Source organism: Candidatus Limnocylindrales bacterium, assembly GCA_035626395.1.
GTDB lineage: Bacteria > Desulfobacterota > Binatia > UBA1149 > CAITLU01 > DASPNH01.
Genome location: DASPNR010000032.1, coordinates 30,434 through 50,603, shown reverse-complemented (window position 1 = coordinate 50,603; position 20,170 = coordinate 30,434). Strand labels below are relative to the sequence as shown.

Sequence of the window (20,170 nt, the reverse complement as noted above, 5' to 3'; positions counted from 1 at the left end):
AATCAACCAGATTTGCCATTCTTCCCCACGCGATCGCGGGCGTCACCGGCCGCCGCCCGCTAACCTGCAATGCAGGCGGCAAATGCAGCAGCAAGATCCGCGAGCCACGATGCACCGGTTTTGCTCCCGCCGCGCCCGGTCATGCTGCCGCCGGCGTCTTCACCCTCCCACGCACCCTTTGGCCGCGACGCATCCCGGCCCTGAAAGCAACTCATCATTCAAGCCATTGAAATCGGCAGGTTCCTTGTCTCTCCGTTGACTCGGCGCCTCGCGGACGACCGCTATTCCGCCTCGGTGTCCATTCGCAGCGGCCGCGGCAGCCAGACCCACGACCGCGTGCTGCGGCTGCTGCCCCTGTTCAACGATCACCAATCCGCCGCCAGCTACGCCGTGGCGCAGGGTCTCGCCTGGGTCCACGGCCGCGGAGCCTAGCTCCAGAAGTGAGCGTTAAAACCGTGGCCGCACCGCTCGACGAAACAGCGCTGGAGCGCGAAGGCGCGCGCGCCGCCAACCAGGGCGCCAGCTGGCAGTCGAATCCGTACTTGCGGCGCGAGAACATGCCGGAGGCGACCGGCGAGAGCGTGCACGATTGGTCGCGCAAGCACGATGCCTGGCAACGGGGATTCGAAGGACATGGGACCGGCGCCGACGCGCCGCGCGACCGGTTCGATCAGGCCTGACGCCGGCAGGTCCCGCGCGACGCCGACGGGCGGAAAGCCGGTGTCTGCAAGGCGCCGCAGCGACATGGCCTGCCCGGAGGGACTCGAACCCCCGACCTGCTGCTTAGAAGGCAGGGCGCTTTACCCAGCGAATCAAGTACTTAGGTGGTATTTGTCTAACTCTGGCCGCTGATCCGGGCCCAGCATTTCCGCGGGTTTCCCGAGGGCAGTTAGACAGCTCAGCGGGTGGGTTTTACGCGCTTCACGCGCTTGCCTTCGACGTAGTGCTCGGTCGTCGAAAGCTGGTCGTGCCCGAGCAGATCCTTCGCGGATTCGATGCCCTGGGCCACGGTCTTGTCCACGCCGGCGCGGCCGCGAAGGTCGTGGATGTTGAGGTCTTCGATGCCGGCCGCCGCACAGGCTCGCACCCAGGCCGAGCGGATGCCGGCGTAGGTGTAGCCCGTGCCGCGCTCGTTCTTCAGGATGAAGCCGATGCGTGCGTCCCGCGGCGCGCACCGGTTGAGGGCTGCCCGCAGCGCCGGAGTCACCTCGATCAGCAGGCGCTTGCCGGGCTGGCCCTTGCGGCGCTTCCCCTGCTCGACGTACAGGCCCTCGGCCGTCACGTCCTGCCAGCGCATCTTGATGACGTCGCTGATGCGCTGGCCGGTGAGCAGCGCCAGGTCGATCATGTTGACCAGGCCCTTGCCGTTGCGCACGGCCTTGGCGTCGTCGCCTTCGCCGCGCACCAGCGCCGCTCGCTTCAGCGCCGCCAGCTCGGCGTCGGTGACGACCCGCTTGCGGCCCGGGGTGCTCATGCCCGGAATGTCATCGATGGGGTTCCAGCCCTCGCGCAGGCCCTTGCGCGCGGCGTAGGCCAGCACCTGGCGCAGCATGTCGCGGTACTGGTTGTGCGTGCGCGGCGTCGCCCGGAAGCTGCCCAGCACCTCGTCGCAGTCGGCCGTCGTGATGCTCGCCGGCGTGAACTCGGCCAGCTTGCGCGCCAGGACGATCTCCATGCGTTCCTTGTTCCGCACCGTCTCGGCTGACCAGGTGGGCCGCTTCTCGTCCATCCAGCGTCCGATGACGGCCGGCATGCGGTCAGACGTCGCCTCGCGCTCGGAAAGCGCCGCCAGGGCCCGATACATGGCCGGCAGCCCGTCCTTCTCGGCGCAGAGGCGGTGCCATTTCCTGGCCAGGTCGACGAACCAGTAGGCGCCGTGCTTCAGGTACACGCGCCGCGGCAGATCACGCTTCATGCTCTCACCCTCGGTCGGGCAGCTTTCAGGTCGTTGGCTGGCTTGGTGGCGCCGGCGCAGACGGCTTCGTAGTGTGCCCGCTCGAGGATCACGGCCCCGGTGACGGTGGACCGACGGGCACGGAAGAAGCCCTGCCGGTGGAGTTCCTGCAACTGCTTCGCCGGCTGGACGTAGCCGCCACACACCGCGGCGATCTCGTCGGGCGACAGCAGGAGGTCGGCCATGGATTCCGTCACGGTTCGCGGCGCTTGTTCCGCGCGTCCCAGGTCCACTGCCACACCGGTTCGCCCGGCGCGGCATCCGGGGGCAGCACCAGGCAGCGCAGCGTCTTTCCGCGGACGCCGATGACCTGGTAGCGGCGGCCGGTCGGCGTGACCAGCTCGGTGCCGGGCTCTGGAATGTCGCCGTGGCTGACGCGCAGCTTCACGTCGGCCCAGGGCGGGGCGGAGGGGCGCGGCACGGCCATCACGCCACCTTCCCCCGCCCCGTGAACCAGTCCAGCGCGGCCCAGATCTCCGGCACCTCGTACCAGGTCTCGATCTCGCGCCGGCACGCCCGGTCGCGGAAGAACGACGGCCCGAGGTGGCTGTGGAACTCCATGAAGACGCGGCCGCCGCTGGCCAGGGGCAGGCGCCAGACGCGTGGCAGGTAGCAGGCGCGGCACATCAGAACAGCTCCAGCGTCCCGGCGCGCGCCCGGCGCGTGGCCTGCGCGTTCGCTCGGTGGTGGTCGTGGTCGTAGGCCAGGTGATGCCGCTGACACGCCGCGAGTAGGTTGGACGGGTCGACGTGCTCTGGCGTGTGGTCCAGGTGCATCACGGTCAGCACGATCACCAGCGGCTTCGGCTCGTCCGGGTTCGCCTCGTAGCTCTCCGCGGCGAACTGGCGCGCCTCGGCGAAGGTCCAGCGGTCAGCGCTCGGCCACCGCAGACCCTGGCCGGCGAGATCGTGCATGGCGTTGCCGTGCGCTGGCACCCACACCCAGCGCGGCGCGGCCTCGATCGCCGTCAGGCCACGGCGGAATGCGCTGGCGACCTTGGCCCAGTGCCCGACCGCGTACTGGCAGGCGGTGCAGCGCTGGCCGCGCTCAACCCACTCGCAGCGCCAGCCGGCGCGCTCGCGGATCGCCGCGGCGATGGCCGGCCAGTCCTTCGGGTAGCGGGCGGCGTTCTCGGGGCGGATGGGCATCAGACCTCCTCCAGCGCTCGCTGCGCGCCTCGTGCATGCTCCGGCGCCGGCATGTCCTGCGGCTGCAGCTGCAGCACCACGAGGCCGCCCTTCGTGAGCCCGACGCGGCGGAAGCCTGCCCGCAGGTAGCACCTGCCGGGGTCGCGCTTGCGGCGCACCTTCGCCGGGTCGACGAACGTCACCAAGCCGTTGATCGGTGGCACTGGCCAGCGCGCCAGCGTGGCGGCCACCGCCTGGCGGATCAGCAACGACGACAGGGCCGCCCCCTCGTTTCGAAACAGGCAGTTCAGCCATGCATTCGGCCAGTCGTGGTCGACGAACTCGGCGCGCTGGTCCAGGGTCACCCAGACGGCGCGCCGGCAGGAAGTGCGCAGGACGATGCAAGCGCCCGGCGGCACGAACTGGGCCGCGCCCACGGCCTGCCGGTTGTAGTGACGGTCGGCAATCTCACGCGCGGCCGGCTCGGCGCGGAAGCTGGTGTGCCAGAGCATCAGCACTCCTCCCGCCCAATCCCGCCGCAGTGCGATCTGTCGCGCAGCAAGTAGCCCAGAAGGCATGGCACCTGGCCGATCGCCAAGGCCACCAGCGCAGCGCGGTACTTGCCGTCGAGGACCGCCTCGATACCCACGCAAGCGAACAGCGATGCCAGCGCGATGAGGCCCACGCGGACCACGATGCGCACAGGTTCGAACGACCACAGCCAGCGGGCCGGCGCGAAGTAGTCGCGGACGGCCTGCGCGAAGAACGCGGCGAGGGCGGACGCGTGGGCCTTGAGGCGGCGGGCCTGGCGCATGGCGGGCATCACCAGCCCTCCCGAAGTGCTGCGATCCAGCTTGCGTATTCGGCGTCTGCTGCGTCGAGCGCCCGCAGGTACTCAACCTCCATCGGATTGTCATCGACGGGGCAGAAAAGCCAGCGGTCGTCCGCCTCCTCAAGCGTCTTGCAGCCGGCGTAGCTGGCCTCGTTTGCCTCTTCGTAGCTGTCACACACCGCCACAAGCTCGCCGGCCTTCGTGGTCACGACGTGGCACCCGATGTAGCCGCGCGCCAGCAGGTCACGCTTGATCCTGAAGTAGTTGTCCGTGTCGGCCATCACCCCTCCTTCTCGCCTGGAGTGGGGCGAGGGCGCGCCTTGAACATCCTGCAATCGAACGGCACCGGAGCGCGGCAGAACGACGTGACGCCTTCGCCGCAGGCCATGCAGTAACGAAGCGCCGGCTCAGGTGCAGGTGCGGAAGGGGTGGCGCGAGCGGCTTGCCAGGCGTCCCGGGCGGCCACCATCGCATCCATTCCGCGCATCACCAGCCGCCAGCGCTGGCCGTACTCCCGAGCGCAGAACGCCTCGAAAGCCTCGCGCTCGCTAGCCGACTCAGCGCTCTGTGTGTCTCCTGCCGGGACGCACACATCCGGTGTTGGCACAGCCGGTGTGGCGCCAGGGGCGGGCGGGAGGGGCATCCAGTGCGTTGGCTGAACCCCGGCGCTGCGATAAGACGGCGCACCAAACGAGCGCGCGCAACGGAAGTAGCGGAACTCGTTGTCCATGAAGCCGGCGTCGTGTCCCATGTTGTCGGGGCCGTCGTGGTCCTCCTCGTGCCAGCAGCCTTCCGCGACATAGCCGGACTCTTCGTCCTCGCACGGCGCGCGGCCAAGGATGATGTTGGTTCCGTCGCGCGGCGCCGTCTCGATCGGCAACCACGCACCCATACCGCCTGCTGCGGATGTGTCGTTACTCACGGCTGTTCTCCTTCGGGGGCTGGGTGAGGGCTGCGCGGGCGGCTTCGATCGCAGCGCGCACAGCCGTGTATTCCACGGGCGCTGGCGCTACGCCGCGGCCGCGATAGGCGTCGTATGCCGCGATGATCTTTTGCAGCGCCTCCCGCTCCTCCACCCGCCCGCCTGCGGGCTCTGCGCGAGCTACCTTCAGCATCGCCAGCAGTCCGGCCTTCTCGGCGCTCATCTGCTCGCGCGGCGTGGGGTTCGGCTTGAACCGGGCTTTGTCGCGGATGCGTAGCTGCTCCTGAAAGCCGCGCTGGAAGGCGTCGAGCATTTCGGACGTCGGCTCGGCGGACGGCAGGGCTGCCGGCTCTGCGCGAGCTACCTGTGGGGCTGCGTAGAGGGGGAACTGGAACAGGCCCTCCGGCTTCACGCGGTACGGCATGTAGTAGGCCTTGCCCTCAAGGTGTGCCGGAATCTGCCGCTCCGAGATGTAGAACAGCGGCTCGGCCGGCTCTGCGCGAGTAGCGGCGAGGGCAGCGCGGATCAGGTTGCTGACTTCATGCTGGGCTTCCTCGGTCGTCAAGTCGCCGTCCAGCAGACTCACAAGCACATTGCGCAGCGTGAACCGAGACTCGTCCTTTCCGCACGCCCAGCCCGCGATGTCCTGATCGGTCAGCGGCACTACCCCTTTGCTCTCCTGTGGCACTTGCGGCGGCAGGGCATCGAAGTCACAGAACGCCATCTGGTCAGTGCCGATCAGATCGCACTTGCGCATCTTGACGATGCGGCCGTCTGGAAGCTGGACCGGAAGGAGGTGCCGGCCTGCGCTCTCCTGTGGAGCCTGTGGGGTGGCGTACAGCGGGCGGAATTGATAGGCCACGCGACCGTCGCTGACAAGCTCGCGCGGTTCATCGTCGGCCAGCGGTGCGCACTCCTTCCATTCGGTCCATCGGCCGCCCAGGTTCACCCGGCTCTGCCACGCTGCCGGCGTCTCGGCCTGTGGTGCCTCCTGGGGTGCTGGCGCGTATTTGGCGCGGACCATCAGGTGCCCCACGAGGCGATAGATGCCAGGCCTGATGTCGTACTCAGCGCCGGACGGCAGGGCGATCTTTGCGGGCAGGCCAGCCAGTTCGCGGCAAAGGTCAATCTCAGCTTCGGTTGGCTCGGGCGCCTCCTGTGCTGGCGGGGTGGCGTCCAGCAAGCGAAGGCACTCCTTCAGGATCGCTCGGCATCCGGTGTGGTCGTCATCCAGCGAGGCATCATGGGCTTCGGCGATCCGTTCGCGCATGTCGTGGCCGAGCGGTGCCTTGGGCGCCTCCTGTGCTGGTGCGGGGTGGGTGGCGAGCGCCTGGAGCCGTTGTTCGGCCGCTTTCGCCCGGCCGGCCCAGTCGTGGATCGCGTCCTTCCAGGCCTCGTGCAGCGTGCATTGCTGAACCAGCTTCTCGCCTCGCCAGCGGCAGTTGCACGTCGTCAGCACCTCAGCCGGCACCCCCTCCTGTGCCCCGCCCTCTGTTTTGGGCGCGTCCTGCGGACCAGGCTGTCGGTCCTGCGGACCCGAGCCGCAAGCGTCTCGGCCCTTCGGGCTTCCATCCTTCGCGCGGCGTGCAGCGTCCTGTGCGCTTGACCAGTCCCGTGCGAATGCACGAAGCCGGTCAGGGTGCCCCAAGAGGCTCAAGCCGTAGCTCTCTTGGAACTGGCGCAGGACCGAATCAATCCAGGCATCGGTGAGCGGCTCAGACATTGCCTTTCTCCTTCGCGCGTACAGCGGCAATGCCGCACATTCCGAATTCGTCGCAGTCATGCGGGCGCATGCACACGCCGCCTCGCGCAATGCACGGGTACTCTGAGGAAGCGATCGGGCCGTGGAAGTGCGCGTCAGGGATCGTCGGAGCTTGCGACAGAGAGCCCGGCGGCGACGAAGGAGCCGAGACGCCCAGGTCTTGGGCTGCGGTTGATGCTGCGGGGGATGCGATCACCAGCGGCTTCCACGCGCCTGACTTCTTGCGCACCTCCTCGATCATGTGGTCGAAGATGATTTCGCCAGACACGGTGCCGTCCTGGAGCACCAGCACCCAGGCGATGACTTTCTGCACACACATTGCTGTAGCAGCAGGAGGGGCGAGAGCGGCGCGGATGGCGGTTTCGAGGGCGGAACGGCGGCGGAGAAATTCCCCGTGTTCATCCATGAATGAGCCCGTGATGCGGTTGTACTCGTCTGCCAGCCGCATCAGCTCCTGCACTTGATCGATCGGCTCTACCGGCTCTACTACTGGAGGGGATGCGGAGAGGGCGGCGCGGGCCATTTCAAGCACTTCCAGCCGTTCGCGGTCAGTGGTTCGATCGAGCATTCCGTAGCCGTTGGCTGGTGGATTTGCCGCCATGTACTCCACGGCTGCCTCCAGCGCTTCACGAAGGCTCGGCACTGCTGGTGCTGGCTGTGCTTTGTCGGTGGTCATTGCTTGCTCCCGATGCGAGCGTCAGTCGGCCGTCGAGTGGGCTGCCGCATCGAGTGCGGCCGCAATCTGCCGATCGCACTCGGCCGCCTTCGCCTCGGCCGCCTCAGCCTCGCGGGCCGCAGCCGCAGCCGCACGCCACCGGCCCTCGCGGCGCCGCGCCTTCTCCTGCTGCCGCCAGAAGTGAGCGGCATTGCGCCACATGGCGCGGTCGGCGGCGGTCATCGCTGCGCCCTTGATGCAGCGAGCAGGTGCGGCGCCCATGTCAGTGCGCCCCGGCTGCCGCGGCCCGGTTGCGCTCCACCCACTCGTCCGTGGCGTCGGCGGTCTTCGCCTTGCGCCCGCGCCGCCCACGCGTGACCGGTGGCGTGTCGTCTTCGGCCACCGCGGACTCGCTGTCCGCGTCCTGGTCGAAGCCGTGGCCGGTGTCGTCGCCATCACCTGGGCCGTCGTCGTCTTCGCCGACCTGGTCGAACAGAGGGTGATCGCGCTCGAAGGCTTCGGTGGTGCCGTCGATGACTTCACCCGGCACCGGCCCGACCTGGCTGAACTCGATCTCGGTGCCTTCAAGGTCGCACAGCTCGCCGACCAGTTCCTTCGTGATCTCACGGTTCGAGCCGACCGACCACTCGATGACGCTGCCGCCGCCCTGCTTGGCCTCGGCCGTCACCTTGTCGATGTGGCAGGTGTAGAGCTCCAGGGCCGACGATTCGTCGATGCCGTGGTCGATGGTCAGCGTGTAGCCGGTTAGCTTCAGCTCCGGCAGCTTGCGCACCTGGTCAACACCCTGCACGCGCAGCATCGTCGGGATCTGCGGCACGCCTTCGATCATCTCCTGCGTGTCGTCGCGCGGCGGCACGCGCAGGGAGGCGTCGCGCAGACCCGGCGCCAGCATGTCGAGCAGTTCGCCCGGGCCTTCGAGGCGCAGGCGCAGCGACACGGCCTGCTTCAGGTCAGGGCCATGCTGTTCCTTGCGCGGCGTGACCTTGGTGAGCTTGGCCCGGGTGCCGGGCGGGAGGTCGAAGCGGATCATTGGATCTCCAGGTGGTGCGGCCGGGCCGCGGTGGATGAGGGTGGGGCGGCCCGGAAGCAATCCGGGCTATGGGCGTCCGTTGTGCTCAGGAGGTAGAGAGCCGCCTTCACCGCGCGCGCGGCCGCCCCGTGTTGATCAGTGCGCCCGCCCGGGCGCGGTGTTGGCGAGGTCCGCCGGGTCGGCGTCGGCGCGGACGCTGTCCATGACGGCCGCGAGAACGCCGCGCTTGAACGTGCAGGCAGCGCACTGGCGCTCCTGGCCGGCCGGGCGCCTGGCCAGGGCCTCGGCGCGGCGCTGGCGCATCACGTTGGGGCGGCGCAGCTGGAGGGCGTCGCGGAGGGCGGTGGTCATGCTGCTTTCCTTTCCAGGCGCGCGACGGCCTCGGCCACCTCGGCCTCGAAGGCCTGCAGCTCGGCGATCAAGCGCGCGATGTACGCGTCATCCCGGGGGATGCGCTGGACGTAGAGGCGCAGGTGTGGCGCCTGGCGTGGGTCGTAGCTGCTGAAGTACCAGTAGCTCCGGCCGGTGCAGGCCATGCCGCCCTGGACCTGGGGCATGTGCTCCAGCGGCATGCCTTCGAGCAGCGTCTGCACATGCACCGCCTCCGAGTGCGGCGATTTCATTTCCAGGCCGCCATCGGCGCCGATCAGGCCGTCCGGGCTCGCCGCGATGAACGGGTACCGCGGGTGCACGTGGAAGCCGCCGGGCATCACGACCAGGCCGGTCTCCAGCTCGAAGGCCTCCTTCTGGAACGGCTCGACCTCCTGACCCCACGTCAGCGACCGGCTGCTGATCTCGTGCCGGGCAGCCTGCGCCGTGCGCTCGAAGACCAGCTCGGCGAGATAGCGCTTGCGCTCCGACGTCGGCTGGCCGGTGCGCGTGCGCGAGATCACGTCGCCGAACCGGCTGGCCGTGATCCGGCCGGCCCTGGCGGCGAACCACTCGGCGGTCCGCTGCTCGATGGTCACGGCGCGACACCCTTGGCGACTCGCTCGTCCGTCTCGGCGCCGATGGCCTTGATGCGGTCGCGCTCTTCGATGCCGATGGCGGCCCGGTCGCCCTTCGACAGCGCCTCCCAGGCCACGCGGAAGCCCTCGGTGCCTTCCTTGAAGGCGGTGTGCTCCAGCGTCTCGATGATCTTGACGTGCGCGGGCGTGCGCTCCGGGCGGGTCTGTTCCGCGGCGGCCTTGGCCACGGTGGCAGGCGGCGCATTGCGCGGCAGCGCGTGCGGGCCGGCGGCGCTGGCCGGCACCATCTCCTCGATCTCGTCGGGCGTGTAGACGCCGAGGATCACGTCTGGCGCGTGCAGGCGGCCCCAGCGCTTCGCGGCCAGGTAGGCAATCTGCTGGCGCGGGTCGGCTACCCAGTTCGGCGAATTGCGCACCGGCCCGACCTGGGCCATGCTGACCTCCAGCACGCGCGGTTCGCGCTCGCCGCGAAGGGTGGCGAACACGCGCACGCCGCGATCGGCGCTGCGGTCTTCCTTCCCGTTGACGCTGGTCCAGTCGCCGAACCACTCGAAGTCCAGCCGGGTCGCCAGCAGCGGCGAGTTGTTCAGTGCCGCGATGATGAGTTGCGCCTCGTAGCCGAGCGCGCCGTTCACCAGGTGCGTCTTCTGCGCCACCGCGTTGTGGTCCATGCCCCAGCGCATGGCCTGGCCGATGATGGCAGCGCAGTCGCCGACGTTGCCCTGCAGGTGCTTCGGGACGGTGATGCGGCTGGAGGCCATCACCTCGGCAAGCCGCATCACCTTGTCGAGCGTGTCGTGGGTCAGCATGTCGCGCACGCTGAAGGGCTGTCGTTCCAGCAGGCGCTGCAGCTCAGCCTGGCCGTTGGGCAGTGCTTGTGCCTCGGCGTGCGTGGTGGTCGTGATCTCGCCCGTGGCGCGATCGACGGCTTCGGTGGCGGTGGTCATGGGGTGGTTCTCCTGGGATGCCGAGACAAGGCCGGCGTGGTGGGGAATCAGTAGGGGATGTCTTCGTCGGCGAACGGGCCGCCTTCGAGCGGCGCGCCGTCCTTCTCGGTCGCGACAGCGATGGCCATGCGGCCATTGACGATGGCCAGCGCCAGCAGCCTGTCCAGCGCGTCGCGCGTCGCCTCGGGCAGCGCGTCGAACGTGGCGACGATGGCCTGCATCGACTTCAGCAGCAGCGGCGCCGCGTCGCGCACCTGACGCTCGGCCGCCTCCGCGGCTTCCTGCTCGCGCCGGCGGGTCGCGGCAGCCTCAGCCTCGGCCCGCTCCGCTTCTGCGCGCTGGGCGGCTATCCGGGCGGCTTCCTCGGCCTGCTGGCGCTGCAGCTCGGCGCGCTCGGCGGCCAGGCGCTGTTCCTCGGCCTCGCGAGCCGCACGTGCCTGGCGATCGGCCTCAGCCCGGCGGGCAGCAGCCTCGTCGTCGAGACGCTTGCGCTCCGCAGCGGCGACAGCATCCAGTCGGGCCTGCTCCTCGCGCAAGGCGCGCTCGCGGGCCTCGATCTCAGCCCGGGCCTTGGCCAGCTTCTCGGCCTCGGCGCGCTGCTCAGCGGCGATGCGCTCGCGCTCGGCCTGCTCGCGGGCGGCGGCCTCGGCGCGCAGGCGCTCCAGTTCCGCGCGCTCGGCCGCGACGCGGGCCGCTTCGACCTCCTGCTCCTGGCGCTGCACGAGCACGCGGCGCATACCGGCCAGGGTCTGCTCCCACAAGGCGACAGCCTGGTCGTAGAACTCCTCGAACTGTTCGCGCTTCGGCTGGCCGAAGTTCTGGATGCGGTGGTCGATCTCACGCTGCACGTCGGCGGCGGTCTTCGCCATCATGGCGTCCTGCAGGCCCTCGCGGATGCCCTCCAGGCGGTCCTGGATGGCGGCAAGGCGGACCGCCTCGGCCTCGGCCTTCGCCTGGCGCTCGCGCTCGCGGCGCGCCTCGTCGGCCTTGATCTGCGCGTCGATCGGCAGTTCCAGCGCCTCGATCTCGGCCGTCAGCCGCTTGGCCTCGGAGTCGATCGCCTTGCCGAACGCCAGGGCAGGGGCCTTGAATTCCTGGCGCTTGCGGTCCAGGGATGTGCGCAATTGCACCAGCTCCTGCCGCGCGGCGCGAGCGGCCTTATCGCCTGCCGTGGTGGTGCAGTCGAACTTCGCGCCGGCGTAGCGGGCCTTCAGCTCGGCCAGCGCCGCCGCCGTGCGGTCGTAACGGACGATCGCCTTCCCGTCGCGGACTTCAGCGCGGTCGACGACTTCGGACGCGACCTCGGTGGGCCGCTCTTTCGTTTCGGTGGTCACTTCGATCCCTTCGTGAGTACCGCGCGAAGTGCGCGGGTGAGGATGGCCAGCAGGCCCGGCGCGTGGTGGTGCTCGACGGCGCGAAAGCGCTCGTCCGGGAACGCGTCCGCCATTGAGGCGTGGATCCGCGGCATGCCGTGCAGGGCGCCGATGACGATGCGGCGCGCGGCGGGGCTGGGATTGCGGCGGTTCACCACGGCTTCTCGACCTTGCCCTGGTCCGCCAGGCTCTTGACGTGGAAGAGGTTCGACAGCATCGACTCCATCTGCGCGGCGAGCTGCACTCGCAGGCCATCCTTGAGGGCGCCAGTCACGTTGGCGACGGACTGCTTCATGCCCTCGGTGAAGTCCTTGGCGCAGATCTGCGTCATCAGGTACTCGGCACGGGTCACCGAGTTGTAGTCGGATGTGGAGGCCGCGCCGGTCCGCTTGTCGACGCTCTGGCTCCAGTAGGCGCCGACGGTCTTTTCGAGCTCGGCGCGGATAGACGTCTTCGGTCCGCTGGGCTCGCCCCACGCCGTGACGCGCTGGTACTCGCGGTTGAAGCCGTCACGCACCGCCTCGTCGATGGCGTCGGCGATCTGCTTCTCGGCGCGCTCGACGAAGATCGCGTCGAGGCGACGCTTCACTTCCTTGGCCACCAAGCCGTCGAGGTCGTCGGCGCCTTGGATGAATTCGTCCGCAGCCTTCTGGACGACGGCGGCCTTCAGGTCTTCTTCGTTGAAGCTCAGCATGTGGGTTCCTTGGTTGAACGTCAGGGCAGCGCCTGGAATCCGTTGGGAAAGAGCGTCGACAGCAGGTAGCCCAGCACCGCGCCGACGATGGTCGCGACCAGCACCAGCGGGTCGGCCTCCATCTCGGCGATGCCGTCCTCGTAGCTGATCGGCTCGTGCGCGGCGCCCTCAGTGGCGCAGCTGTCGTCGAGCACCGAGACCGGGAAGCGGCTGTGCTCGACCAATGGCGCGAAATCGGAGCGGCCGGCGGCCGACTCGATGGGCTGCGGAGCGGGCCACGTGCTCACGACGGGCTCCAAACCGCGTCGTCGACCACGATGCCGACCGCGCCGTCGACCGTGATACCGATGCGCACGCCGTCGTCGAGATACTCCTGCGCCGCCTCGGCTGTGTGCTGCCACATCTCCGCGCTCTGCTCGGCCCAGCGCAGTTCGCGCTCCAGCTGCCCGATGCGCTCGGCCTGCTCGGCGACGTGCTCGCGAAGATGGTCCAACTCGCATCGCTCGAGCCGGCGGCGGATGCTGACGATGGCCGGGTTCAGCAGGAACCGCGGCGCTGTCGCCTGGTGGATCGTCGCGGCCAGGGCGACGGCGCTTTCGATGGTGCCGAACATCGTCAGAACTCCGTGGTCAGTTCGCCGCTGGGCGTGATGCGCATGACGTCGACCTGCAGGCCGTCGTCGCGGAGATCGGCAGCCCATTCGTAGGCACTCTTCGCGGTGCTGGCGTAGACGTCGACCCGCTCCATCAGCGTCCCGGGGTCGACGACGACAGCGAAGCGCGCGCAGCTGGGTGCGCCGACGACGCGGCCGGGTGTGGGCGTGCGCTGGCCAGCCATCACAGCGCCACCGCTTCCGGATCGCCGCCGGACTGCTCGACCAGCTGCCGGGCGCGCTGCAGGATCTGCTCACCGTGCGCCTCGCGGTACAGCTCCAGCAGCAGCTGACGCGCGCGCATCACGTGCTGCGCGCGGCCGGCGATCATCAGCGCGGCCAGCTCCCAGGGCTGCAGGTCGTCACCGGCGGCGAACCGGCGTTCGAGGCGCTGGATGTTCTGCGGCTCGTAGCCGGCGCGGCGCGGGAGGACGTCGGTGACCTTGGCCAGCCAGTCGGCGAACTGCGCAGGCGTGGCGTCGCATTCGTCGGTCGCCTGATCGAGGGCGCGGTCGCGGGTGTAGACCTCGTCGAAGTCGTCGGTGCGGGGGTCGAGGGGGTGGGCGAGGTAGGGGCCGAGGTCGCGGTCGAGGCGGGCGACTGGGGCTCGGGTGGCGAGGGCGGCCTGCATTCAGTCTCTCCGTGCGTCGTGTTGGAGAGAATGCTAGGGGTGCCTAGCGACACTGTCAATAGGTGTGCCTAGCAAAAGTGCGACACTTGCACTACGCGCCCATCCCGGGCACGAAAAAGCCGCCCCGGTGGGCGGCTGGAGGTCAGAGATGGATCAGGTTCTACAGCAGCTCACGCTGCCCGCTGGCACCGTGGTGGCGGTGCGCGGCATGCCATTCAGACTGCCGGCCGCCACGACGGTCGAAGGGCTCCCGGCGAATCTAGAGATTGCGCTGCAGCCAGGACTCGCAGTCTCCGCCGAAGCCGGCCCAAGCGCTCCCGTTCACGACCGGATTGACCAGTAGCTTGTCATTGGTGTCCATGTGGGCGCCGATGGCCTGTGCGATCTGGTAGGCCGACTTGTTGCTCACGACGAGCCAGGTTGACGTGAGGCAGTGCCACCAGTCGCTGCCAACGTTCTTGATGGCCTCAAACAGGTCGTTGTAGTTCTGACCCGGCCTGTTCAGGTCGTAAGAGATCACGTAGACGGCCATGTCGGCGCCTCCCTTGGTACTGCCCGGAAGCGCCGGGCGCGCTCATCGTGCGCGGCAGAGCTTGACCTCCGCGCGCGTCTTCTCTTTGTGCTGCTGGACAGGCAGCCACTGCAGGTTGCCCAACTCATCGCGGCCGCCGCACACCAGCGCCTCGATGTGATCGACCTGCCAGCCTGGACACGGGCCGCGCGTGGCACCGGTGCTGGGGCAGGGCTGCTGGCGCATGAACTCGGCGCGGATGGTTGGGGAGCGCGCGCTGGCGAGTGCGCTCAAGGCGAGCAGCAGTACCGCCGCAGCGACATCGAGGCGCATCGGTCAATCCATCTGCGACAGCACGCGATAGGTGATGCCCGTGTTGTCGGCCTTCAGCACCTCGAACCGGGCGCCCTTGTAGCCGATGACTGGATCCGTGCCCACGTCGTATTGCAGCTGCTGCGAGAACGCGGGCCGCGCCATGTCGTTCAGGAACTCGCGGTAGAGGATGCTGACCGCGTTGCCCGTACGCCCCGTGTAGATCAACTCGCGTTTGAACCCGGCAGTCGCCGACTCCTGCACCGGGGCGCGGACGATCCCATCCGCATGCAGTTCTACCCGGGTGACCTCTCCTGATCCCGGCACGGCCCATTCGAGGATCGGCCCTCCGCCCGACCGGTGAAACTTCAGGTTCGCGACCACCGCCTCGGAGTGCGACACCTTGCCGCCGGTCACCCATGCAACCGATTGGCGGCCGAAGTTGAAATAGGTCGCACCGAAGCGATCTCTCAAGTTGGCCTTGTAAGTGCCGGGCGGGATGTTGATCTCGTATCGCCAAACCGTTGGGTCTGGGACGTAGGTTTCGGCGATCCTGAGGCCGTTCGGCAACTGCACCGCGTCGATGACCGACAGGCGCGCGGAGCTGACCATGGACGAGCCGACGGTCGCTGTTCCGACCACCCCAACGGCCGGCAGCTTCGACTCCTCGAGCTGCGCCGTCACGGTCTGGAAGCCCATTTCGGCCGCCGGATTAACCCGCCGTGACGCGCAACCCATCAGGGAGCCGGTGGCCAGCGCAGCCAAGAACATCACGGTAATGGTCTTCATTCAGATTTCCCTACCTTGGTTGAATGGCGAGCGCTGCGCCCTGGCTCAACTCGTGAGCGACCCTACTGCAACCATGAGCCACATCCGCAACCAACGAAGGGGAGGGATCATGGAAATAGAACGCTGGGCTCTGGGCACAACCGCTGCCGCAACCGCGCGCCACGAACATGGCGTGGCCATCATCGAGGCGCGCGGCATGGTGTGCAACCACGTGCTCGCCGCGCTCAATGCACGCACGGCGGCCTGGGTCCAATTGCACCGACTCGCTGGCTTCGTTCAGGTGCTGGACTGGCCTGTGCTGCTCACCGCCAATGGCGCCGGCGAAGTCGCCGCCGGGCTGCGCGGTGCGTCCGCGCACGATGCCGGCCCCGTGCCAGGCGCGCTGCTGGTGCCAGGCGCCCGCATTCAGTGGGCCGCCAAGCACTGCCGCCAACTCAGCGAGCATGGGTTGCTCCGCGCCGCTTTCCAGGATCTCCCGTCGGCGCGGCGCTGGGTTCAGGTGCTGGCACCGGCGCTGCACTGGCCTGAAGGTGCGGACGCTCCTGGATCAGCCCCACCAGCCGAACGAAGAACTCGCGCTTCGTCGACCCGTCGAGAAACGTCTCCGGCAGCCCGTCGAAGAGCAGGGCCAGGCTCGTTGCCTCGCGCGTCAGCGCAGTGAGAGCCCCGGACGCTGCCGGCATCTCTGCAGGCGGAGCATTCTCGACCGCGTAGACCATGGTCTCTTCTGCGACCTGCTGAGCCTCGTCGCCTGGCTCTGGGTCGGTCCAGTTCGGTGCGCCGGTACCCGAGCCCAGCCAGTCGCGGTCGCAACCAAGGAATTCAGCGGCCAGGCGCGCGGTGTCGGCTTTGAGCGAATGAGTCTTGCCGTTGAACCAGTCGGCAACGGAAGCACTGCTTACCTTGGCCGCCCTCGCTAATGCGGCCTTCTTGGGGTTCCCCCGGCGCCTCATTGCGAGTTCGAGGCGTGATTTCAGACTCATGTTAGGTGAGCCTACAGGGATAAATACTAGGCACCCCTTGCGCCTATCGCTAGGCAGCCCTAGCATAGGCGCCTATGCAAGACGACCTCATCAAGCAGCTCGGCGGCCCGACGGCCGTGGCGCGCATGACCGGTGTGAAGGTTCCTACCGTCATCGGATGGAAGGGCCGAATCCCGGACAACCACTGCCCCGCCATCGAGTTGGCCGCAGGGTTCGCCGAGTGGCCGTGCGAACGCCTGCGGCCGGACGTCACCTGGGGTCGCACGCCTGATCCAGACTGGCCGCATCCCAACGGTCGGCCCTTCAACGACCACGCTCGCGCCGCGATGGCGCGACAGACGTCGCCGGTTGTGGCCGACCACCCAACGGCCGGCACGGGCCTGACCTTCAGCCGCTTCGACAAGCCGGACGGCCGTCAGGAGCGCGCGCGATCCGAGCGGGGCGCGAGCCGGGGAGGGCGCCGTGAGTAACGCCACCACGTCAACCCCCGAACCCACCCCCGCGAGGGCTGCGTAATGGCCGGCCGCATCGGGCCCGGCGTGGCCGCCGAATCGGCGCGCGAGGAGGTGAGCCATGTCGCATGACGTGGGTGCCGCCATCGCACGCGCCGAGGCCGACATCCAGGCGCGGCTGCAGGCGCTGGAGACCGAACTGGGCACCGAGGTGTCCGCCCTCTGTCTGTACGACCGGGACATCACCGCGATCGGTGATCGACGGAGGCAGCTGTTGCGCAGCGTGTCGATCGGGGTCGGGGCTGAGCAGCCGGTAGTCCGGTGTGCTACTTCCGCTGCGGCACAGGAGCCCGGCCATGGGTGACCGCATCGTGCACTGGACCGAGGTGCCCATCGAGCCCGGCTCGCCGCCGGTGCGCTACGTCGAACGCTCCACGGCGCCGGCCATGAGCTGGACCGTGATCGGCGCCGAGGGTGCCGGCTCAGTGCCTGGTGCCCCGGGAGCCGGCTGCGGCCACGATCGCAGCTTGCAGGTCGGCGACCAGCTTCTGTGCGCGCGGGATGTCGATGGCGGCCTGAGCCCAACCGAAGAACGGCAGGTGCACGCCGATGCCGACGATCGAGTCGCCGTGGCCGACCTGCAGCAGCGGACTGCCGCCCACCGAGTACAGCGGCTCGCCGTTCATCGCCTCGCCCGACGCCTGTGCATGCGCCTGGCTCAAGCGGCGGAACAGCTCGCGCAGTTCCTGCGGCGCATAGGTGCCTGAGATGGCCAACGTCACCTCGCCGTCCCTGCTCTCGATGTTTTCCATGGTCATGGGCGCCCTCTCGTGGGCTGGTGGTTGGGGAATCACCAGTGTGCATCCGCGGGCAGGGCGCCCGCCCGTTGTCTCCAGCCTCGCCCCGCGGGTGACGGAAACCCACCCGGCGCGCCATTCCTCCCTTGGCGCGCGCGAGGCTTTCAACCCGGCCAAGCCCAAGCGGCTTGGCCGGGCCTTTCTTCATCGGAACCGCAGCACGGAAGGACGTGCCGGCGCCAGCCGAGAGCAAGCCGTGTATGCGCAGGCAGCAGAGCGCGGCAAGGCCCATTCGGGCCGCACAGCCGGTGTCGAGTCCGGCCGGTTCCACCCCCTTCACTTCCGTGGCCTCACGCCCAGCCTGGCCAGTTGCGCCAGCAGCAGCGCCGCCACTGCGTCGCGCAGCAGCGCGCGCACCTTTGACTGGCTCCAGGCCAGGTCGCGATTCGTCGGGTCCATTCGTCCTCCTCGTGTCTTTGCCGGCGCGCCTGACCACCAGGCTGCCCGCGTAGCCGACTCCCTGCGATGCGCGGGTAGTACCGGTCGGACGCGCCGCCAAAAACATCTGTTCCTCAACCGCACGCACTTCGATGGGAGTCGGGATATGCATGCATCAACTTTCGAGGCCGTTCTACGTGTACGGCAACCTGGTCCGGCGATTGAATCTTTCGATTCCGCGCCCATTCAACGTGAAATGCCACTTCTGAAAGACCTCGGGCCGGCCCAATGGGTGCCGGAATCCGAAGTCGCGAAGTGGAGGAGCTATCGCGAGGCTGTGGTGTGGTGTTGGCTGAACCAGCGCCACTACGTCGGCATGAATGAGACCGCGCGCCGCACGCTGTTCGCGAACCACGCCGGCATGCACGCGCCGCACGCGTCCCGCTGCTTCAAGCCGGACAGCAAGTCCCCGATGGACCTACCTCAGCGCTGCATTCGTTCCTTCGAGACCTTCACCGGCTGGCGCGGCGTGCGGCAGTGGCAGCTGAAGGACGCGGAGTTGACCGCGATGGAGCAAGTGATCGAGCAGCGGAGGGCGGCGGCGTGAAGCAGAAGACGCTTTCGCAGGTCCTCTCCGAGGCCGCGCGTGACAGTGGATTGGACGATCGTGAGATCGCCGAATTCGTCCAGGTCTCGCAGGGCTACTTCTCGCGCTTCATGCGGCGCCTGACCGAGCAGTGGGCCATCCGCATGGTGCTGTTCATGATGGCAACCAGAAGCGTAGAGCCGTTGCGATGGATGGCGCACCGGCTCGGCTACGACTTGGCGCGGGCTCGAATGCCTGCGGCCGAGGTGGCGCAGCTGCAGGCACGGCTTGCGGAGCTTCAGCGCGAGGGAAGGGCGGCAGCGTGAAGCTCCTGTTCCTGCCCCCGAAGCCGTTGCTGACGAAGAAGGGCACGCCACGCAAGCGTGGACCGCGCAGGTCGCCTGGTCGCGTGTTCCTCGAGGACGGCAGCGAGCTGGAAGGGCTTGCCACCGTCAGCATCGCCAGCGAGCCGCTGGCGTTCGACGTCACCACCATCAATGACCTCAGGGCAGGCCGGCGGGCGGAAAAGCCGGCCGGTCACGCGGTCACACACCTGACGCTGGAGTTCGTCAATCCGCAGGTCGAGATCGTCGACCAGGTTCCAGCGCCGCAGAAGGCCGCCAAGCGCCGCTGAATCGCGGCCCGGACAAACCACCATGCCCACACCCACATCACCGGCAATGCCTGCTGCAAACGCCCATGCAGCGGCCCAGCTTGTGCCCGAGCCGACCCCGGCGAGCAACCAGCGCGCCCGACAGGTTGCGGCGTGCTACGGCGAGTGCTGCCCGAAGCGCGGCCGGTGCGTGGTGTATCGGGGCGTCGAACTGCCAGGGGCCGACTGGTTCGTCCTGACATGCCGCACGCCCGAGGGCGCGTTCCCGCTGTTCGAGGACGTCGCGCAGCCCTTGCCGCGCGCTTTGGATGCCGACAGTGAGGGTGGGGAGATCTGACCATGGCGACTGCAGCCCTTCACGTGCTCCACACCGCTGCGCTGCGCCTGCGAGAGGCGGCCGACCGGTTCATCGTCGCGTTCGAGCAAGCGGCGCACGAGGCTGCTGCGGCGCCCGAACCGCCCAGCACGCCCAGGCCATCCCTGCCGCGCGGGCGGGGACGTGAAGCGGGCGTCGTGACCCTGGAGGTGCTGCAGCTGGCCAGCCGATCAGGCGGCATCACCGCCGCCGATGTCGTGGCCGTGGCCGCATCCCACGGACTCAAGGCCAACACCTCGACCGCTGCCGCCCGGCTCAACCGCCTGGCGCAGACCGGCAAGCTCGTCGCGGTGCGCTCGCAGTACAGCAAGTACGGCTCGCTGCGGTACTTCGCGACGGCTGAGCGGGCCGAAAGCTGGGCCGCAGAACAAGGACCGGCGGCGGACGCTGCGGATCCTGTCGCACTGCCGGCGCTCGCCGCCATGGTCGAAGCCGACGCACCCGCCGTCGCCGCAGCCCTGGCCGTCATCGCGCCACCGCCGCCACCGGCAGAACGCAAGCCCGCAAAGCCGCCGCGCAAGCTCACCGGCTGGCAGGAGAACACCAAGCTGATCACCGTGGCCGCGCCTGCGCCTGTGGTGAAGGCAACAGGAGAAGTGATCGTGCCGCCTGACGTGAAGATCACCCGGGCGCCGACGCCTGTGGATACGCGGTTCCATGTCGATCCGAAGAGCCTGGCCGAGGATGGAGAGAGCTTTTCGGCGCAGTGGCGGCGACTGCGTGGGGAGGGCTCGGCGGCATGAGC

General features: G+C 68.7%; 40 protein-coding genes. 10 read left to right on the top strand and 30 right to left on the bottom strand.

Annotated elements, in window-relative coordinates; genetic code table 11:
- The 3 genes from VEC57_14835 to VEC57_14825 all read left to right on the top strand — a co-directional run.
- Positions 1-230: hypothetical protein (locus VEC57_14835; protein HYC00411.1), on the top strand; the 230-nt coding region annotated here is incomplete at its 5' end.
- A 64-nt stretch (positions 231-294) separates the two neighbouring features.
- Complete coding sequence (locus tag VEC57_14830) at positions 295-432, top strand: hypothetical protein (GenBank protein HYC00410.1); 138 nt, start codon at positions 295-297, stop codon at positions 430-432.
- A gap of 8 nt (positions 433-440) precedes the next feature.
- Positions 441-680: a CrpP-related protein gene (locus tag VEC57_14825; protein HYC00409.1), complete on the top strand. Its 240-nt coding sequence runs from the start codon at positions 441-443 to the stop codon at positions 678-680.
- A gap of 218 nt (positions 681-898) precedes the next feature.
- Here the strand turns inward: VEC57_14825 and VEC57_14820 are convergent, their stop codons facing one another.
- The 28 genes from VEC57_14820 to VEC57_14685 form a co-directional block, all read right to left on the bottom strand.
- Positions 899-1,915, bottom strand: coding sequence for a tyrosine-type recombinase/integrase (locus VEC57_14820; protein ID HYC00408.1), 1,017 nt, complete (start codon positions 1,913-1,915; stop codon positions 899-901).
- A complete protein-coding gene (locus VEC57_14815; protein ID HYC00407.1) occupies positions 1,912-2,139 on the bottom strand; it encodes a hypothetical protein in 228 nt (75 codons plus the stop codon). The genes VEC57_14820 and VEC57_14815 overlap by 4 nt, the downstream gene beginning before the upstream one ends.
- An 8-nt stretch (positions 2,140-2,147) precedes the next feature.
- The gene (locus VEC57_14810; protein HYC00406.1) at positions 2,148-2,381 is read right to left on the bottom strand and encodes a hypothetical protein; all 234 of its coding nucleotides are present in this window, start codon (positions 2,379-2,381) and stop codon (positions 2,148-2,150) included.
- The gene (locus tag VEC57_14805) at positions 2,381-2,581 is read right to left on the bottom strand and encodes a hypothetical protein (GenBank protein HYC00405.1); all 201 of its coding nucleotides are present in this window, start codon (positions 2,579-2,581) and stop codon (positions 2,381-2,383) included. Before VEC57_14805 ends, VEC57_14810 begins: the two co-directional genes overlap by 1 nt.
- Positions 2,581-3,102 (bottom strand): hypothetical protein, encoded by a 522-nt coding sequence (locus VEC57_14800; protein HYC00404.1) that lies wholly within the window; start codon positions 3,100-3,102, stop codon positions 2,581-2,583. Before VEC57_14800 ends, VEC57_14805 begins: the two co-directional genes overlap by 1 nt.
- Positions 3,102-3,593: a hypothetical protein gene (locus VEC57_14795; GenBank protein ID HYC00403.1), complete on the bottom strand. Its 492-nt coding sequence runs from the start codon at positions 3,591-3,593 to the stop codon at positions 3,102-3,104. The genes VEC57_14800 and VEC57_14795 overlap by 1 nt, the downstream gene beginning before the upstream one ends.
- The gene (locus VEC57_14790) at positions 3,593-3,904 is read right to left on the bottom strand and encodes a hypothetical protein (GenBank protein ID HYC00402.1); all 312 of its coding nucleotides are present in this window, start codon (positions 3,902-3,904) and stop codon (positions 3,593-3,595) included. The genes VEC57_14795 and VEC57_14790 overlap by 1 nt, the downstream gene beginning before the upstream one ends.
- Complete coding sequence (locus tag VEC57_14785) at positions 3,904-4,194, bottom strand: hypothetical protein (GenBank protein HYC00401.1); 291 nt, start codon at positions 4,192-4,194, stop codon at positions 3,904-3,906. The genes VEC57_14790 and VEC57_14785 overlap by 1 nt, the downstream gene beginning before the upstream one ends.
- A complete protein-coding gene (locus VEC57_14780) occupies positions 4,194-4,835 on the bottom strand; it encodes a hypothetical protein (GenBank protein HYC00400.1) in 642 nt (213 codons plus the stop codon). The genes VEC57_14785 and VEC57_14780 overlap by 1 nt, the downstream gene beginning before the upstream one ends.
- Positions 4,828-6,558: a hypothetical protein gene (locus tag VEC57_14775; GenBank protein ID HYC00399.1), complete on the bottom strand. Its 1,731-nt coding sequence runs from the start codon at positions 6,556-6,558 to the stop codon at positions 4,828-4,830. Before VEC57_14775 ends, VEC57_14780 begins: the two co-directional genes overlap by 8 nt.
- A complete protein-coding gene (locus VEC57_14770) occupies positions 6,551-7,273 on the bottom strand; it encodes a hypothetical protein (GenBank protein HYC00398.1) in 723 nt (240 codons plus the stop codon). The genes VEC57_14775 and VEC57_14770 overlap by 8 nt, the downstream gene beginning before the upstream one ends.
- Positions 7,274-7,294: 21 nt before the next feature.
- A complete protein-coding gene (locus VEC57_14765) occupies positions 7,295-7,495 on the bottom strand; it encodes a hypothetical protein (protein ID HYC00397.1) in 201 nt (66 codons plus the stop codon).
- A 40-nt stretch (positions 7,496-7,535) separates the two neighbouring features.
- Positions 7,536-8,303, bottom strand: a complete 768-nt coding sequence (locus VEC57_14760) for a hypothetical protein (GenBank protein HYC00396.1) — start codon at positions 8,301-8,303, stop codon at positions 7,536-7,538.
- A 135-nt stretch (positions 8,304-8,438) separates the two neighbouring features.
- Entirely contained in the window at positions 8,439-8,654 is a 216-nt protein-coding gene (locus VEC57_14755) for a hypothetical protein (protein HYC00395.1), read from the bottom strand.
- Positions 8,651-9,271 (bottom strand): YqaJ viral recombinase family protein, encoded by a 621-nt coding sequence (locus tag VEC57_14750; GenBank protein HYC00394.1) that lies wholly within the window; start codon positions 9,269-9,271, stop codon positions 8,651-8,653. The genes VEC57_14755 and VEC57_14750 overlap by 4 nt, the downstream gene beginning before the upstream one ends.
- A complete protein-coding gene (locus tag VEC57_14745) occupies positions 9,268-10,218 on the bottom strand; it encodes a RecT family recombinase (GenBank protein ID HYC00393.1) in 951 nt (316 codons plus the stop codon). The genes VEC57_14750 and VEC57_14745 overlap by 4 nt, the downstream gene beginning before the upstream one ends.
- Before the next feature lie 47 nt (positions 10,219-10,265).
- Positions 10,266-11,552, bottom strand: coding sequence for a hypothetical protein (locus VEC57_14740; GenBank protein ID HYC00392.1), 1,287 nt, complete (start codon positions 11,550-11,552; stop codon positions 10,266-10,268).
- Positions 11,549-11,746 (bottom strand): hypothetical protein, encoded by a 198-nt coding sequence (locus VEC57_14735; GenBank protein ID HYC00391.1) that lies wholly within the window; start codon positions 11,744-11,746, stop codon positions 11,549-11,551. Before VEC57_14735 ends, VEC57_14740 begins: the two co-directional genes overlap by 4 nt.
- Positions 11,743-12,285, bottom strand: a complete 543-nt coding sequence (locus VEC57_14730) for a hypothetical protein (protein ID HYC00390.1) — start codon at positions 12,283-12,285, stop codon at positions 11,743-11,745. Before VEC57_14730 ends, VEC57_14735 begins: the two co-directional genes overlap by 4 nt.
- Before the next feature lie 20 nt (positions 12,286-12,305).
- The gene (locus tag VEC57_14725) at positions 12,306-12,572 is read right to left on the bottom strand and encodes a hypothetical protein (GenBank protein ID HYC00389.1); all 267 of its coding nucleotides are present in this window, start codon (positions 12,570-12,572) and stop codon (positions 12,306-12,308) included.
- Entirely contained in the window at positions 12,569-12,898 is a 330-nt protein-coding gene (locus VEC57_14720) for a hypothetical protein (GenBank protein HYC00388.1), read from the bottom strand. The genes VEC57_14725 and VEC57_14720 overlap by 4 nt, the downstream gene beginning before the upstream one ends.
- A 2-nt stretch (positions 12,899-12,900) precedes the next feature.
- Entirely contained in the window at positions 12,901-13,122 is a 222-nt protein-coding gene (locus VEC57_14715) for a hypothetical protein (protein HYC00387.1), read from the bottom strand.
- Entirely contained in the window at positions 13,122-13,568 is a 447-nt protein-coding gene (locus VEC57_14710; GenBank protein HYC00386.1) for a hypothetical protein, read from the bottom strand. Before VEC57_14710 ends, VEC57_14715 begins: the two co-directional genes overlap by 1 nt.
- A gap of 259 nt (positions 13,569-13,827) precedes the next feature.
- On the bottom strand, positions 13,828-14,100 hold the full coding sequence (locus VEC57_14705) for a hypothetical protein (GenBank protein ID HYC00385.1): 273 nt from the start codon (positions 14,098-14,100) through the stop codon (positions 13,828-13,830).
- A 42-nt stretch (positions 14,101-14,142) separates the two neighbouring features.
- Positions 14,143-14,412 carry an HNH endonuclease signature motif containing protein gene (locus VEC57_14700; protein HYC00384.1) on the bottom strand — a complete coding sequence of 90 codons (270 nt, stop codon included), beginning with the start codon at positions 14,410-14,412 and terminating at the stop codon, positions 14,143-14,145.
- A gap of 3 nt (positions 14,413-14,415) precedes the next feature.
- Entirely contained in the window at positions 14,416-15,180 is a 765-nt protein-coding gene (locus tag VEC57_14695) for a hypothetical protein (protein HYC00383.1), read from the bottom strand.
- A 10-nt stretch (positions 15,181-15,190) separates the two neighbouring features.
- Positions 15,191-15,625 carry a hypothetical protein gene (locus VEC57_14690; protein HYC00382.1) on the bottom strand — a complete coding sequence of 145 codons (435 nt, stop codon included), beginning with the start codon at positions 15,623-15,625 and terminating at the stop codon, positions 15,191-15,193.
- The gene (locus VEC57_14685) at positions 15,615-16,163 is read right to left on the bottom strand and encodes a helix-turn-helix domain-containing protein (GenBank protein ID HYC00381.1); all 549 of its coding nucleotides are present in this window, start codon (positions 16,161-16,163) and stop codon (positions 15,615-15,617) included. The genes VEC57_14690 and VEC57_14685 overlap by 11 nt, the downstream gene beginning before the upstream one ends.
- A 74-nt stretch (positions 16,164-16,237) precedes the next feature.
- Here VEC57_14685 and VEC57_14680 point away from each other — a divergent pair, with 74 nt between their 5' ends.
- The gene (locus VEC57_14680) at positions 16,238-16,633 is read left to right on the top strand and encodes a YdaS family helix-turn-helix protein (protein ID HYC00380.1); all 396 of its coding nucleotides are present in this window, start codon (positions 16,238-16,240) and stop codon (positions 16,631-16,633) included.
- Between the two features lie 103 nt (positions 16,634-16,736).
- Positions 16,737-16,979, top strand: coding sequence for a hypothetical protein (locus VEC57_14675; protein HYC00379.1), 243 nt, complete (start codon positions 16,737-16,739; stop codon positions 16,977-16,979).
- Between the two features lie 118 nt (positions 16,980-17,097).
- Here VEC57_14675 and VEC57_14670 read toward each other — a convergent pair whose 3' ends face one another.
- Together VEC57_14670 and VEC57_14665 are read right to left on the bottom strand one after the other, a co-directional pair.
- Complete coding sequence (locus VEC57_14670; GenBank protein HYC00378.1) at positions 17,098-17,433, bottom strand: hypothetical protein; 336 nt, start codon at positions 17,431-17,433, stop codon at positions 17,098-17,100.
- Between the two features lie 315 nt (positions 17,434-17,748).
- Complete coding sequence (locus VEC57_14665) at positions 17,749-17,871, bottom strand: hypothetical protein (protein ID HYC00377.1); 123 nt, start codon at positions 17,869-17,871, stop codon at positions 17,749-17,751.
- Between the two features lie 235 nt (positions 17,872-18,106).
- Here VEC57_14665 and VEC57_14660 point away from each other — a divergent pair, with 235 nt between their 5' ends.
- From VEC57_14660 to VEC57_14640, 5 genes are read left to right on the top strand one after another with little or no spacing between them, the layout of a single operon-like run.
- Positions 18,107-18,457: a hypothetical protein gene (locus tag VEC57_14660; GenBank protein ID HYC00376.1), complete on the top strand. Its 351-nt coding sequence runs from the start codon at positions 18,107-18,109 to the stop codon at positions 18,455-18,457.
- Positions 18,454-18,762: a hypothetical protein gene (locus tag VEC57_14655; GenBank protein HYC00375.1), complete on the top strand. Its 309-nt coding sequence runs from the start codon at positions 18,454-18,456 to the stop codon at positions 18,760-18,762. Before VEC57_14660 ends, VEC57_14655 begins: the two co-directional genes overlap by 4 nt.
- Complete coding sequence (locus VEC57_14650) at positions 18,759-19,070, top strand: hypothetical protein (GenBank protein ID HYC00374.1); 312 nt, start codon at positions 18,759-18,761, stop codon at positions 19,068-19,070. The genes VEC57_14655 and VEC57_14650 overlap by 4 nt, the downstream gene beginning before the upstream one ends.
- 46 nt (positions 19,071-19,116) lie before the next feature.
- Positions 19,117-19,386: a hypothetical protein gene (locus VEC57_14645; GenBank protein ID HYC00373.1), complete on the top strand. Its 270-nt coding sequence runs from the start codon at positions 19,117-19,119 to the stop codon at positions 19,384-19,386.
- 2 nt (positions 19,387-19,388) lie between these two features.
- Positions 19,389-20,168 carry a hypothetical protein gene (locus VEC57_14640; protein HYC00372.1) on the top strand — a complete coding sequence of 260 codons (780 nt, stop codon included), beginning with the start codon at positions 19,389-19,391 and terminating at the stop codon, positions 20,166-20,168.
- Positions 20,169-20,170 lie beyond the last annotated feature (2 nt).

Bases quoted from the DNA above. Each gene is read 5' to 3' on its own strand.
- VEC57_14730 (HYC00390.1), bottom strand. From the start codon at position 12,285: ATGCTGAGCTTCAACGAAGAAGACCTGAAGGCCGCCGTCGTCCAGAAG.
- VEC57_14715 (HYC00387.1), bottom strand. From the start codon at position 13,122: ATGGCTGGCCAGCGCACGCCCACACCCGGCCGCGTCGTCGGCGCACCC.
- VEC57_14755 (HYC00395.1), bottom strand. From the start codon at position 8,654: ATGACCACCGCCCTCCGCGACGCCCTCCAGCTGCGCCGCCCCAACGTG.
- VEC57_14705 (HYC00385.1), bottom strand. From the start codon at position 14,100: ATGGCCGTCTACGTGATCTCTTACGACCTGAACAGGCCGGGTCAGAAC.
- VEC57_14770 (HYC00398.1), bottom strand. From the start codon at position 7,273: ATGACCACCGACAAAGCACAGCCAGCACCAGCAGTGCCGAGCCTTCGT.
- VEC57_14815 (HYC00407.1), bottom strand. From the start codon at position 2,139: ATGGCCGACCTCCTGCTGTCGCCCGACGAGATCGCCGCGGTGTGTGGC.
- VEC57_14785 (HYC00401.1), bottom strand. From the start codon at position 4,194: ATGGCCGACACGGACAACTACTTCAGGATCAAGCGTGACCTGCTGGCG.
- VEC57_14665 (HYC00377.1), bottom strand. From the start codon at position 17,871: ATGGACCCGACGAATCGCGACCTGGCCTGGAGCCAGTCAAAGGTGCGC.
- VEC57_14805 (HYC00405.1), bottom strand. From the start codon at position 2,581: ATGTGCCGCGCCTGCTACCTGCCACGCGTCTGGCGCCTGCCCCTGGCC.
- VEC57_14710 (HYC00386.1), bottom strand. From the start codon at position 13,568: ATGCAGGCCGCCCTCGCCACCCGAGCCCCAGTCGCCCGCCTCGACCGC.
- VEC57_14690 (HYC00382.1), bottom strand. From the start codon at position 15,625: ATGCTCGCTGAGTTGGCGGCAGTGCTTGGCGGCCCACTGAATGCGGGC.
- VEC57_14745 (HYC00393.1), bottom strand. From the start codon at position 10,218: ATGACCACCGCCACCGAAGCCGTCGATCGCGCCACGGGCGAGATCACG.
- VEC57_14800 (HYC00404.1), bottom strand. From the start codon at position 3,102: ATGCCCATCCGCCCCGAGAACGCCGCCCGCTACCCGAAGGACTGGCCG.
- VEC57_14645 (HYC00373.1), top strand. From the start codon at position 19,117: ATGCCTGCTGCAAACGCCCATGCAGCGGCCCAGCTTGTGCCCGAGCCG.
- VEC57_14685 (HYC00381.1), bottom strand. From the start codon at position 16,163: ATGAGTCTGAAATCACGCCTCGAACTCGCAATGAGGCGCCGGGGGAAC.
- VEC57_14720 (HYC00388.1), bottom strand. From the start codon at position 12,898: ATGTTCGGCACCATCGAAAGCGCCGTCGCCCTGGCCGCGACGATCCAC.
- VEC57_14795 (HYC00403.1), bottom strand. From the start codon at position 3,593: ATGCTCTGGCACACCAGCTTCCGCGCCGAGCCGGCCGCGCGTGAGATT.
- VEC57_14675 (HYC00379.1), top strand. From the start codon at position 16,737: ATGTCGCATGACGTGGGTGCCGCCATCGCACGCGCCGAGGCCGACATC.
- VEC57_14820 (HYC00408.1), bottom strand. From the start codon at position 1,915: ATGAAGCGTGATCTGCCGCGGCGCGTGTACCTGAAGCACGGCGCCTAC.
- VEC57_14765 (HYC00397.1), bottom strand. From the start codon at position 7,495: ATGACCGCCGCCGACCGCGCCATGTGGCGCAATGCCGCTCACTTCTGG.
- VEC57_14695 (HYC00383.1), bottom strand. From the start codon at position 15,180: ATGAAGACCATTACCGTGATGTTCTTGGCTGCGCTGGCCACCGGCTCC.
- VEC57_14680 (HYC00380.1), top strand. From the start codon at position 16,238: ATGCAAGACGACCTCATCAAGCAGCTCGGCGGCCCGACGGCCGTGGCG.
- VEC57_14760 (HYC00396.1), bottom strand. From the start codon at position 8,303: ATGATCCGCTTCGACCTCCCGCCCGGCACCCGGGCCAAGCTCACCAAG.
- VEC57_14790 (HYC00402.1), bottom strand. From the start codon at position 3,904: ATGCCCGCCATGCGCCAGGCCCGCCGCCTCAAGGCCCACGCGTCCGCC.
- VEC57_14660 (HYC00376.1), top strand. From the start codon at position 18,107: ATGCCACTTCTGAAAGACCTCGGGCCGGCCCAATGGGTGCCGGAATCC.
- VEC57_14810 (HYC00406.1), bottom strand. From the start codon at position 2,381: ATGGCCGTGCCGCGCCCCTCCGCCCCGCCCTGGGCCGACGTGAAGCTG.
- VEC57_14775 (HYC00399.1), bottom strand. From the start codon at position 6,558: ATGTCTGAGCCGCTCACCGATGCCTGGATTGATTCGGTCCTGCGCCAG.
- VEC57_14670 (HYC00378.1), bottom strand. From the start codon at position 17,433: ATGACCATGGAAAACATCGAGAGCAGGGACGGCGAGGTGACGTTGGCC.
- VEC57_14640 (HYC00372.1), top strand. From the start codon at position 19,389: ATGGCGACTGCAGCCCTTCACGTGCTCCACACCGCTGCGCTGCGCCTG.
- VEC57_14700 (HYC00384.1), bottom strand. From the start codon at position 14,412: ATGCGCCTCGATGTCGCTGCGGCGGTACTGCTGCTCGCCTTGAGCGCA.